Annotated in this window: 11 protein-coding genes; 5 read left to right on the forward strand and 6 right to left on the reverse strand. The window is 35.5% G+C overall.

What is annotated here, in order from left to right:
- Positions 1 to 271 precede the first annotated feature (271 nt).
- Entirely contained in the window at positions 272 to 1,168 is an 897-nt protein-coding gene (gene gldA, locus N4T20_RS07275) for a gliding motility-associated ABC transporter ATP-binding subunit GldA (protein ID WP_260672401.1), read from the reverse strand.
- 148 nt (positions 1,169 to 1,316) lie between these two features.
- Between gldA and N4T20_RS07280 the strand changes: the two genes are divergently transcribed.
- Both N4T20_RS07280 and N4T20_RS07285 read left to right on the forward strand, forming a co-directional pair.
- Positions 1,317 to 1,895: an outer membrane beta-barrel protein gene (locus tag N4T20_RS07280; protein ID WP_066032877.1), complete on the forward strand. Its 579-nt coding sequence runs from the start codon at positions 1,317 to 1,319 to the stop codon at positions 1,893 to 1,895.
- Positions 1,896 to 2,088: 193 nt separating this feature from the next.
- A complete protein-coding gene (locus tag N4T20_RS07285) occupies positions 2,089 to 2,676 on the forward strand; it encodes a porin family protein (protein WP_260672402.1) in 588 nt (195 codons plus the stop codon).
- Positions 2,677 to 3,157: 481 nt separating this feature from the next.
- Here the strand turns inward: N4T20_RS07285 and metE are convergent, their stop codons facing one another.
- Positions 3,158 to 5,479, reverse strand: a complete 2,322-nt coding sequence (metE, locus tag N4T20_RS07290; protein ID WP_260672403.1) for a 5-methyltetrahydropteroyltriglutamate--homocysteine S-methyltransferase — start codon at positions 5,477 to 5,479, stop codon at positions 3,158 to 3,160.
- Between the two features lie 157 nt (positions 5,480 to 5,636).
- On the opposite strand from metE, the gene N4T20_RS07295 reads away from it, so the two are divergent.
- On the forward strand, positions 5,637 to 6,098 hold the full coding sequence (locus tag N4T20_RS07295; RefSeq protein ID WP_260672404.1) for an Lrp/AsnC family transcriptional regulator: 462 nt from the start codon (positions 5,637 to 5,639) through the stop codon (positions 6,096 to 6,098).
- A 228-nt stretch (positions 6,099 to 6,326) separates the two neighbouring features.
- Entirely contained in the window at positions 6,327 to 7,673 is a 1,347-nt protein-coding gene (locus N4T20_RS07300) for a deoxyguanosinetriphosphate triphosphohydrolase (RefSeq protein WP_260672405.1), read from the forward strand.
- Positions 7,674 to 7,745: 72 nt separating this feature from the next.
- Here N4T20_RS07300 and N4T20_RS07305 read toward each other — a convergent pair whose 3' ends face one another.
- The 4 genes from N4T20_RS07305 to N4T20_RS07320 are packed head-to-tail and all read right to left on the reverse strand — an operon-like array spanning position 7,746 to position 12,062.
- Positions 7,746 to 8,747, reverse strand: coding sequence for a DUF3078 domain-containing protein (locus N4T20_RS07305; RefSeq protein WP_260672406.1), 1,002 nt, complete (start codon positions 8,745 to 8,747; stop codon positions 7,746 to 7,748).
- Between the two features lie 32 nt (positions 8,748 to 8,779).
- Positions 8,780 to 10,567: a 1-deoxy-D-xylulose-5-phosphate synthase gene (locus tag N4T20_RS07310; protein ID WP_260672407.1), complete on the reverse strand. Its 1,788-nt coding sequence runs from the start codon at positions 10,565 to 10,567 to the stop codon at positions 8,780 to 8,782.
- 53 nt (positions 10,568 to 10,620) lie between these two features.
- Entirely contained in the window at positions 10,621 to 11,256 is a 636-nt protein-coding gene (locus tag N4T20_RS07315; protein ID WP_260672408.1) for a hypothetical protein, read from the reverse strand.
- Positions 11,256 to 12,062: an energy transducer TonB gene (locus N4T20_RS07320; RefSeq protein WP_260672409.1), complete on the reverse strand. Its 807-nt coding sequence runs from the start codon at positions 12,060 to 12,062 to the stop codon at positions 11,256 to 11,258. Before N4T20_RS07320 ends, N4T20_RS07315 begins: the two co-directional genes overlap by 1 nt.
- 60 nt (positions 12,063 to 12,122) lie before the next feature.
- On the opposite strand from N4T20_RS07320, the gene N4T20_RS07325 reads away from it, so the two are divergent.
- Entirely contained in the window at positions 12,123 to 12,566 is a 444-nt protein-coding gene (locus tag N4T20_RS07325; protein ID WP_260672410.1) for a nucleoside deaminase, read from the forward strand.
- The last annotated feature ends 12 nt before the right edge of the window (positions 12,567 to 12,578 follow it).

A 12,578-nucleotide genomic window follows, 5' to 3' on the forward strand; every position in this document is an offset into this window, starting at 1 on the left:
CTGAAAACTTTCTTCGAAGATTTATGGCTTGGTTTGAAACAGCAGCAATAAGTTTTTTTAGGGTAAGGATTATACGTAACATACCGTGGCATTTAAAATTTGATTTGCCAAATATAATACTATTTATAATAAGTCTAAATAAAAATAATAAATATTTTTGCAACAAAAACTTTAATTTCTTGATTTGTAGAGAGAATAGGGGGAATAAAAATGAAAAAGCGGTTTGCTTTATTTTAAAACAAACCGCTTTTTTTATCAAAAACCTGAAAATCTACTTTGTGATTTCTCTAAAAACAGCTTCCAGATTTTTATTTTTTTGATTCAATTGTAATGTTTTTAATCCATTTTCGTTGGCGAAGTCAAAAATAGCAGGGCGCATATCTTTGTCTGTAACAAAAGTCAGCTCCCATGTCATGTCATGAGTATTTACGTACGAAGAAATATTTTCCAGCTTAGCCAAAAGCTGCTCTTCAACTTTGTAATCAAACTCTACCTCAATCACTTGCTCTTTGTCGGCAGTAACCAAATGGTCTAATTTATTGTCTGCAACAATTTGTCCTTTGTCAATAATTATGACACGATCGCAGATTGCTTCGACTTCCTGCATGATGTGCGTGGATAAAAAAACAGTTTTATTTTTCCCTGCATTTTTAATCACATTACGTATTTCCATTAACTGATTAGGATCCAGTCCAGTAGTCGGTTCATCCAAAATTAAAACTTCTGGATCGTGAAGCAAAGCATTTGCCAAACCAACACGCTGACGGTATCCTTTAGATAGCTGTCCAATTTTTTTATGGCTTTCTGGTGTCAGTCCTGTCAGTTGAATTACTTCTTCAATTCTTGATTTTGGCACGTTATAAACGTCGGCATTAAATGTCAAATACTCACGAACATACAAATCCAAATACAACGGATTATGTTCTGGCAAGTACCCAATGGAGCGTTGCACTTCTTTTGCGTTTGTCATGACATCGTGACCATTTACAAGGGCTGAGCCACTATCGGCAAGCAAATAAGTTGTCAAAATTTTCATCAACGTAGATTTTCCAGCTCCGTTTGGACCAAGAAATCCTACGATTTCTCCTTTCTCAATTTTAAAAGAAATTTCATTTAAGGCTTTTTGCTCTCCGTAACTTTTTGATATGCTGTTTACTTCTATCGACATGACTTTTTGTTTGCTACAAAAGTAAACAGAAATAGTCTCGATTGCTAAAATTTATCTTCGAAAGTAATCAGAAAAAAAATCAGGCAGGCCAGTATTCACGGCATCGTTATTGTTAAGGGAATGCTAAAATTAAAATAAAACCCAAATTATGAAAAAAATGTTAGTGATGGCTGCTTTAGCTATCTGCAGTTTCGCAAACGCACAAAAAGGAACAGTATTAGTAGGTGGTAACATCTCTTATTCTTCTGAAACAAGAGATTTCGGTAATGCTGAAAGAAAATCAAACGAATTTGCTTTTTCTCCAAAAGTAGGTTACCAATTTCACGAAAACTGGACAGTTGGAGGTGAGTTTACAGTTGCTTCTTCAAAAGATGATCAAGGTGTAAATGAGTACAAAACAAATAGCTCTAAATTTGGTGCATTTGTACGTTACACAATGCCATTAAGTCAAACTTTCTCAGTATTCGCAGATTTAGGAGCTGGTTTCCAAAATCAAACTGAAAAAGATTACGTTGGATCAAACTACACAAAATATAAAGCAGATGGAATGTATATTGGTGTAACTCCAGCTCTTTTCATTAACATGAAAAATGGTTTTGGTCTTAACTTCAGCATTGGTGGTTTAGGATACGAAACATTAAATTACGATAACAACGGTCCAGATGTTAGCAGATTTAATTTCAACTTTGGTAAAACAGCAAGCATTGGAATTTCTAAAAACTTCTAATCTTTAGTTTTTATATTCAATTTCAGAAAGCGCTCCAATCGGAGCGCTTTTTTTGTAATCATTTCTTATCGATAACTTAAAATTTAATCGGTTTAGACTGAATTGTTTTTAATAAAAGGTTAAGAAAATAATTACGATTCTATATTGGTATTTTAATTGTTTGCTGTATGTGAAATCTTAATAAATATCACTTATGAAAAAAATGCTACTTATTCTTGCACTAGCTATGGTTAGCTTTGCAAATGCCCAAAAGGGAACAGTTTTAGTTGGAGGAGATATTAGTTATAACTCTGAAAAAATTGAACGCGCAGTTGCGCCTACGAAAACAGATGCTTTTGCTTTTTCTCCAAAAGTAGGGTATCAATTTCACGAGAATTGGACAGTGGGAGGCGAATTTTCTTTAGCGTCTTCAAAATCTACTATTGGAGAAGGAGAAGGAAAATATACTGCATATAAAGCAGGTGCATTTGTACGTTATACAATGCCATTAAACGAAACTTTCTCAGTTTTTGCTGATCTAGGCATTGGCTATCAAAATCAAAAAGATAAAAATTATGAGAACGGATCACTTGTTTCTAAAAATGATGGCAATGGCATTTACACGGGCGTAACTCCAGCTCTTTTTATTAATATGAAAAAAGGTTTTGGTCTAAACTTCAGTATTGGCGGATTAGGTTACGAGACCTTAAATTATGACATAAGCGGCAACGATGTTGATTACAGTAAGTTTTTTGTCAATTTTGGAAAAACAGTAAGTATCGGAATTTCTAAAAACTTTTAGTTTTCAAATTTTATATCAATAAGAAGAGGCTGTCTTAAAAGGACAGCTTTTTTTATGGGATAGAATATTTATAAAATTTATTTTACTTATAAAATCCCAGCGGGATGAGATATTTATAGAATTGTAATGAGACAAATGAAAGAAGCTCCAGAGGAGCGACATATTTTTTCTCCATTTTTAAAATATGTCGCTCCTCCGAGGCTTACCAAACAAAAGATTTATCATTTTTGAGACAACTACATTTTTTTGTACTCGCAGCTTATGAAAATTAAGACTTGTGGCTTAGCCCCGATAGGAACGTTATCCTTTTATGGTGGGGTTCACCATAAAAGATATAGTGGATAGCGGGACAGCAGTTGTTTTGAAAATCTAGTTCTCTTGCTTCTAAAAAAAATAATGCCAACACAATGAAGCCGAACCGAATCATAACTAATATTCGGCCTCATTTGCTGGCATAAAAACAAAAAATATTTAAAAGAAATTAAGTCACAGGATTTTCTACAGCTGTTCGCATTTCTTGGGCTGCGGCAACCATTTCGATCAGTGCTTTTTTGGTCTCGTCCCAATGGCGGGTTTTTAAACCGCAATCTGGATTTACCCACAATTGATCTACTGGAATTACTGCTGAAGCTTTTTCGAGCAGTCGAACCATCTCTGCGCTTGATGGGACGCGTGGAGAGTGAATGTCATAAACTCCAGGCCCAATTTCGTTTGGATATTTAAAGTCTGCGAAAGCGTCTAGAAGTTCCATTTGCGAGCGCGAACATTCGATCGTGATAACGTCTGCATCCATGTCGGCAATGTTTTGAATGATGTCGTTGAACTCGCTATAGCACATATGCGTGTGTATTTGCGTATCATCGTTTACGCCGCTTGCAGAAATTCTGAAAGCGCGAACTGCCCAATCTAAATATTTTGCCCATTCTTCTTTTCTTAACGGAAGGCCTTCACGAATGGCAGGTTCATCAATCTGAATGATTTTGATTCCGGCTTTTTCCAAATCCACAACTTCGTCGCGAATAGCCAAAGCAATTTGCGTGCAAGTTTCAGAACGAGGCTGATCGTTTCGTACAAACGACCATTGCAGGATAGTTACAGGTCCTGTAAGCATTCCTTTTACCCATTTTGGAGTTAAAGACTGTGCGTATTGCGACCATTTTACCGTCATCGGGTTTGGTCTTGAAACGTCTCCGTAAATAACAGGCGGTTTTACGCAACGGCTTCCGTAACTCTGAACCCAGCCGTTTTTGGTAAAAGTAAATCCAGATAATTGCTCTCCAAAATATTCTACCATATCGTTGCGTTCAAACTCACCATGAACTAGAACATCAATTCCGGTTTCTTCTTGAAAACGGATGGTTGCCTCGGTTTCTTTTTCGATCAAATTGTTGTATTCCTGAGCCGTTAATTCTCCTTTTTTGAATCTTGCTCTCCAGCTTCTCACTTCGGCTGTTTGAGGGAAAGAACCAATTGTTGTGGTTGGGAATAATGGCAGTTTTAGAGCTTCAATCTGACTTTTTCTTCTTGACGCAAAAGTGCTTTTTCGTTGATCATCAGCAGCTGTAATTCCGGCAACACGTGCTTTAACTTCGTTATTATGAATTAGCTTTGACGTTTTGCGATTCTCGTTTGCCAAAACATTTTCTTTGTAATCATCAGAGTTTTCAGTGCTTGATTCATTGGAAGCAAATTGTTTTAAAAGAACAATTTCATTAATTTTTTGTTTGGCAAAAGCAAGCCATTGTTTGATTTCTGGAGTAAGTGTCTGATCGTTTGTCTCCAAATCTAAATCGCAAGGACTGTGGATTAATGAGCAAGAAGGCGCAATAAAAATTCGGTCAGCTCCTAATGCGTCTGTAGCTTTTTTGATTACCTCTAAAGATTTTTTGAAGTCATTTTTCCAGATATTTCTTCCGTCAACAACTCCAAGAGAAAGATTTACGTTTGAAGCTAATTTGCCTGATTCTAAAATATCGTCAAGCTGTAGAGGACAGCGAACTAAATCTAAATGGAAAGTATCAACAGGAAGCGCTAAAGCTGTTTCCAGATTTTCTCCAAAACAGTCAAAATAGTTGGCCAAAACAATTTTAAGTTGTGGAAAACGTTTGTTGATTTCGTTATACACTTTCGTGAAAACGCCTCTTTCTTTATCAGATAAATTTAAAGCTAAGAAAGGTTCGTCTAATTGAATGTATTCGGCATTTTCTGCTTGCAGTTTCTCTAAAATCTCAAAATAGACTGGCAATAAAGCATCGATAAGATCAATTCTGTTAAAACCTTCTTCTTTTTCTTTTCCTAATAAAAGATAAGAAACTGGTCCGATTAGAACCGGTTTTGTTTTGATTCCTAACGAATTTGCTTCTTTAAATTCATTGATTATTTTTTCAGAAAACAATTCAAACTTTTGATTCTTTGTGAATTCAGGAACAATGTAATGATAGTTGGTGTCAAACCATTTTGTCATTTCCATGGCTACAACATCTTGTCCGTCTTTTTGAGAACCTCTTGCCATTGCAAAATACAAATCTAGAGAAGAATTGCTTTTTGCCAATTGGTGGTATCGCGCCGGAATAGCTCCAAGGGTTAGAGTCAAATCTAAAACTTGATCATAAAAAGAAAAATCATTTGAAGGAATTAAATCAACTCCTGCTTCGGCTTGTAATTTCCAGTTTTTAAGACGGATTTCTTTTCCAGCATCTATTAGTTCTTCTGCCGAAATTTTTCCCGCCCAATACAATTCGCTGGCTTTTTTCAGTTCTCTGTTGCTGCCAATTCTTGGGTAACCTAAGTTGTTTGTTTTCATTTTTGATTCAGTATTTTTTACTGAACAAATTTACGTTCTTGGTTTTTATAACTTATATTTGAGGTTTATTTCAGTAAAATGTGTTTTAAAAATCAATTTTTAAAGATTTAATTGCTTTAAAAATGTTTAAAATCAACTTCTAGCCGTAAAAAAAACTATGGAAAACTTAGACAAAACCGATTTGTTGATCCTCAAATACCTTCAGGAAGACTGCAATATCAATACAAAAGACCTTGCTGGTAAATTATTCTTGACGGTTACCCCCGTTTACGAACGAATTAAAAGACTGGAAAGAGACGGTTACATTACCAAATATGTGGCGCTTTTGGACAAACATAAAATGAATCGGGGAATGACTGTTTTTTGCAATGTCCGTTTAAAAGAACACGCTAAAAATGTTGGGAGCAATTTTGTGAAAGATATTGTGGCGCTTCCAGAAATTATAGAATGCTATAATATTGCTGGCGACTACGATTTTATGCTGAAGATTTTGGTGCAAGATATGGCTAGCTATCAGGATTTTGTAATGAATAAGCTGTCAACCATTGAAAACATTGGAAATACGAACAGTATTTTTGTAATGGGAGAAATTAAACATAGCACTGCATTGGAGTTTTGATTTTTTTCGCCACAGATTGTTATAATTTTTTCGCCACTAATTTCACTAATTTCCACTAATTAATTTAAGCGTTATAATTTGTGTTAATTCGTGAAATTAGTGGCAAACAAAAAAATATAATCTTTTAAATCAAATTAATCTGTGGCATATTTTTATCCTAAAATAAACGTATTTTTGACGTTCAGATGAATAATCTAAAATCTAAAATCAGAAATCTAAAATTCAACAATGAACTGGGAACAACTTTTATCATTAAAACGTCAGGGAGATACAAGCAAAAGATTACGTGTAGAGCAAGATGATACTCGTTTAGGATTTGAGGTAGATTATGACCGAATTATATTTTCTGCTGCTTTTAGAAGTTTACAAGATAAAACACAGGTTATTCCGCTTTCTAAAACAGATTTCGTACACACGCGTTTGACGCATAGTTTGGAAGTTTCGGTTGTCGGCCGTTCACTTGGGCGTTTGGTAGGAAAAAAAATCATCGAAAAGTATCCTTATCTGAAAGAAGTTCACGGTTATCATATGAATGATTTTGGAGCTATTGTTGCTGCAGCGTCATTGGCACATGATATTGGAAACCCTCCTTTTGGACATTCTGGAGAAAAAGCAATAGGCGAATATTTTGCTATCGGAAACGGTCAAAAATATAGAAATCAGCTTACCGATAAACAATGGCAGGATTTGATTGATTTTGAAGGGAATGCTAACGGTTTTTCGGTTCTTACGGCAAGCCGTCCAGGAATTGAAGGCGGGCTTCGTATTTCGTATGCCACTTTAGGGGCTTTTATGAAATATCCAAAAGAGAGCCTTCCGAAAAAGCCGACAAACAATATTGCCGATAAAAAATATGGTTTTTTCCAGTCTGATAAATTATTCTTTGAGGAAGTGGCCAAAGATATGGGAATGATTGCCAACAAATCTGGTGAAGATATTGGTTTTGAAAGACATCCTTTGGCTTATTTGGTCGAAGCTGCAGATGATATCTGTTACACCATTATCGATTTTGAAGACGGAATCAATTTAGGTTTGGTTTCTGAAGATTTTGCTTTAGAATATTTGATTAATCTGGTAAAAGACAATATCGGAGTTTCTAAATACAAATCTTTAACAACAAAAGAAGACCGTATCAGTTATTTGAGAGCTTTGGCAATCGGAACTTTAATTAATGATGCTGTAAATGTTTTTGTTGAAAATGAAGAAGCAATTCTTGCTGGAAATTTTCCGTATGCGCTAACAGACAAAAGCAAGTATAAAGCACAGATGAACGATATTATCAAACTGAGCGTTGATAAAATCTACCAAAGCCGCGAGGTGATTGAGAAAGAAATTGTGGGTTATCAAATCATTCAGACCTTATTGGATAAATTCATTACAGCATTCAACAATAAATATGAAGGAACGGCTTCAAATTACGATAAGCTGATTTTGAAAATGCTGCCGGAGAAACATCATTTGGACAAAACCAATCTGTATGAGCGTTTATTGCATATCTGCCATTATGTTTCGCTTCTAACAGACGGAAATGCGTTAGAGCTATATGAAACCATTCAGGGACAGAAAAAACGCTAAACGAATCTTTTGAAATAAAAAAATGCCTCTTTCGTGAATGTGAAAGAGGCATTTTTTATGGATCTATTTTATTTATTTGAAAGCATAAACCAGACCAACTCCAAGCACTTGTTTTAACTGCATTCTTGGGCCTTCGGTAACTTGGCTTTTTGCTCCTGTAGCTGGATCAATTACATCTACTTTGTTTTTAATGTCATCGTCATAAATAAGGTGCACACCAATATTTGCTTTAACATAAGCATTTACAACCAAGTCCAATCGCGTATCATAATCTATATCTACATTTCCGAATCGGTTTAAATAGTCGGTGTATAAGCTTAATCTATTTTCGTAAAAAACATTTTTATAAATTTCATTTTTCATATAAGCCGTAAAAAGTATACCAAATTCGGCTTTTACTTTTTGGCCTTCTTCAATCAATATTTGCTGTGTAGGATCTGAAGGGTCTGGGGCATAAACTGCTTTTTTAACACCAAAAGAACCTTGGTTTGCCAAATTTTGATCTAATACTAAAGTGGTCTTTAAAGTAATTGGAGAGAAGTAAAATGTTCTGTTTTTTTCTTTATTTGAATTCTCGGCTCCCGCTCCTAGAAAGACATATGCAGGTGCAAATGGTCTAGAAATTGGAACGTCTCGATTAGGGTAATTGTAACCGTTGGTAAATTGAGTGTTGAAATTAAATTTGGCAGAATAATACCAATTTGAAGCGGTGTCCTTTCTAAAACCATAAGTGGAGTTGAACTGGATAGCGTCATCGGTTTTTCTTAATTCGATTTCATCTTGTTTGTTCAATCCGTATTTCGTAATAAGCTCATTAAACCATTTATGATTTCCTTTTAAATAAGTTCTGGAAAATTCTCCTTTAAATAATCCTGAGATCGAACTTGTTCCCCCGGCACTCCAGTTGACAAAAGCAATTTCGGAAATGTCAAAACCAACCTGATTTTTTTGTGACCAGTTGGATGGCGGTTTAGGAGCTTGATTTGGGCTTAGAGTTGTTTGTATAATCTGGGCAAAGTTATTAGAAGTACACAAAAGCAATAATAGCAAAAGGGTAGAACGCAATAATTTCATTTAGGTAATTTTTTTTTGGTTTCGCAAAATAATTATTTTGAACCGTTAGAAAAAAGATTTATCAAACTTTTAACGTCAATTTTACACAGTTGTTGCAGCTGATTTACTGTTCCATGCTCAATAAACTCGTCTGGGACACCCAGAATTTCGATAGAATTTTTGAAATTATTTGATGCTGCAAACTCTAAAACTGCGCTTCCAAAACCACCATTTTTAACTCCTTCTTCGATTGTAATAATACGCTCAAAAGTTGAGAAAATGATTTTTAAAGCATTGATGTCTAGTGGTTTGATGAAACTAAAGTTGTAATGGGCAATTTCGTTAGAATTGGCAGATTCTTTTAAGGCCTCTATAACATTATTTCCAATTGTTCCGGCCGATAGCACAGCAACTTTCGTACCATCTTTCAAGCATTTTGCTTCACCCCATTTTATTTTTTCATAATGTCCGAAATTTTCTACTTCCCAATTTGGCAGCACTCCGCGGCCTCTCGGATATCGTATTGCAATAGGATGATCTATTCCTAATTGAACCGTATATAAAATGTTTTGCAGTTCAATTTCGTTCAGCGGAGCATAGATCACCATATTCGGAATCGAACGCAGATAAGCGATGTCAAAAACGCCATGATGCGTAGCGCCATCTTCGCCGACTAATCCTGCGCGGTCAAGGCAGAAAATAACTGGCAGGTTTTGCAGAGCCACATCATGTATTACCTGATCGTAAGCGCGCTGTAAAAATGTCGAGTAGATATTGCAATACACAATCATGCCTTGTGTCGCCATTCCCGCGGCTAGCGTTACTGCGTGCTGCTCGGCAATGCCTACATCAAAAGCACGTTCTGGGAATTCGTCCATCATAAATTTTAATGAACTTCCAGATGGCATGGCAGGTGTAATCCCGATTATTTTTTCATTTGTTTTAGCCAAATCTAAAATAGTCAAGCCAAAAACATCCTGAAATTTAGGCGGAAGATTTTCTTCCGACTTTAAATGGATTTCTCCAGTCGAAGCGTCAAATTTTCCAGGCGCATGGTATTTGACCTGATTTTCTTCGGCCTGTTGCAATCCTTTTCCTTTTGTAGTTACAATATGAAGGAATTTTGGACCTTTTATCTTTTTAAGGCGGTTTAATTCTTTAATTAATTTCGGAAGATCGTGGCCATCAATCGGACCTGAATAATCAAAATTCAACGATTTAATGATGTTATTCTGTCGCGGATTTTTTCCGTTTTTAACCGAGGTAAGATATTGCTTCAAAGCGCCAACGCTAGGATCGATTCCGATGGCATTATCGTTTAGAATTACCAGAATATTGGCATCTGTAACTCCGGCATGGTTTAAACCTTCAAAAGCCATTCCGCTGGCGATAGAAGCATCGCCGATTACCGCAATATGCTCTTTGTCGAAATCACCTTTTAGTTTAGAGGCAATCGCCATTCCGAGGGCTGCAGAAATAGAAGTGGAAGAGTGCCCAACGCCAAAAGTATCGTAAACGCTTTCGCTTCTTTTCGGAAAACCAGAAACTCCTCCGAGCTGTCTATTGGTATGAAAAATTTCTCTTCTTTCTGTGAGTATTTTATGCCCGTATGCCTGATGTCCAACATCCCAAACCAACAAATCATTTGGGGTGTTAAAAACATAATGCAAAGCAATTGTAAGTTCTATAACGCCTAAACTAGCTCCTAAATGGCCTTCTTTTACAGAAACAATATCAATAATAAACTGACGAAGTTCTTGGGCCACTTGTGCAAGCTGTTCTTCTTTTAAAAGACGTAAATCAGCGGGATTGTGTATGTTGGAAAGTAGATCGCTTTTCATTGTAAGGTAAAAAGCAAATTTACGGTTTTTAAATTTAATTTTCTTGTCGAGTCTTACTTCAATAAAATAGGGACAGAATATTGCATTCTGACTTTTTTCCCATTTGATTCTCCCGGCTGCCATTTAGGGCATAAGCTTAAAACCCTGATGATTTCTTTTTGCAGTGGCTCCTCAACAGCTGGCGAACATTCGAGAAATGATACAGAACCATTTTTTTCTACTGCAAAGGCAAGTGTGAAATTGAGTTTCCAATAATTTACGTCTTCTGGCTTTTTATATTCCTTCATAAAAAAGTTATGAAATTGTTCTATTCCGCCAGGGAATTCTGCGTTAGTATTTACTGGAGGTTTTGAAGTTAGTGCTGCATCGTCTTTTTTTGACTTATCAGATGGCGAAGCTTCTTTTTTGGAAATTTCATCAGATGATGAAGATGCGGTCTTTTTTAATTTAATCTGTTCAACCTTGAGCGAAGACGACTGCGATTGTTCTAACGTCTTTTTAGTTAAGTTATGATCTAAAGAATCTGATTTTATTGTTGAAGAATCTGCTGCCACTTCAAGACTTTTAATTTCTTGTTTTTTGGTTTCTTTTTTTTGGCAGCCGAAAAAAAGTACAGTTATAACCGCAGACAGCATTGGCAAAATCAATTTGCAGTTTGTCTGAAGAGTTATATTATGTTTTATTTTCATTATTTAAATGTAATTGGCAAAATTAAAGCTGACCGTACAATTCGATTGTTTATTTTTCCAGGAATCCATTTTGGACCAGATTCTAAAATTTTAATGACTTCTGCTTCATTTGCTGATGATGTATTTTTCATTACCTTGAAATTGCTTAAAGTGCCATCTTTCTCTACAACAAATAAGATTGACATTTTTAACTGTTTTGAATCAGTATAATTTTTTGAAAAATAAGAATAGAATTTTTTCATTCCATCTTTTGGAGAGGGTACTATATCTAAATCATTTGAATTAAAAACGACATCATATTTCAAAGGTTTTTCAGTCATTACAAGTACTCCAGTTGTAAATCCTTTAGAAAGTTCTCCGACATATTTTGCTTTTTTAGGTTCAAATTGATGTCCATAACATACTGGAACAGTTTCATTTTCATCTTGATTTTTCTCTGTGTTCACAATTTCGACCTTATCGATTCTGTTTTTGTTTCCATCTTTGTCCGAACAGCTAAATAAAGTTGTTCCCATAGCAATAAATAAAGCTAGCAGAAACATTTTATGGTATTGCGTTTGCGTATGTAAAACCCGACTTGGAATTTGAATCGTGATGGTCTCTAGTTGTGAGTTTTTAAATCTCCCACAAACCCCTTCATTTTTATTTTGAGTAAAATAGTGCTGAATTTCTTCCGGAAGCATAGAAGTAAAATCAACAACCGTTTTAGAACAGCTCAAGCAGAAACGACCATTTTCATTTGGCGTCATTTTGTTCCAGTCTTCAGAGCATGGTTCAGGAATGCTGATTTTGTAATTTCTTTCCATATTCAAATTTCAAAATTTAAATGTAGTAAAAATAATGAGTAAAGTTTTACTTTTGCATCTATGGAAAATCCTTTTACCGACGAATATTTCATGAAAAAAGCTTTACAGGAAGCAGAAGAAGCCTACGCAAAAGGCGAAATTCCTGTTGGAGCTGTAATTGTTGTGGCTGATAAAGTTATTGCAAGAAGCCATAATTTGACCGAATTGCTAAATGATGTTACGGCTCATGCCGAAATGCAGTCTATAACCGCTGCTGCAAACTTTCTGGGCGGAAAATATTTGAAAGATTGTACGCTTTATGTAACGCTCGAACCTTGCCAAATGTGCGCGGGAGCTTTGTATTGGAGCCAGATTTCTAAAATTGTTTTTGGCGCACGCGATGAACAGCGCGGGTTCCTGAATATGGGAACCAAACTTCATCCAAAAACTACGGTTGTTTCTGGAGTAATGGCAAATGAAGCAGCAGATCTTATGAAACGTTTTTTTCTGGAAAGGCGTAAATAATCTTTTGAACAT

The organism is Flavobacterium sp. TR2 (assembly GCF_025252405.1).
GTDB lineage: Bacteria > Bacteroidota > Bacteroidia > Flavobacteriales > Flavobacteriaceae > Flavobacterium.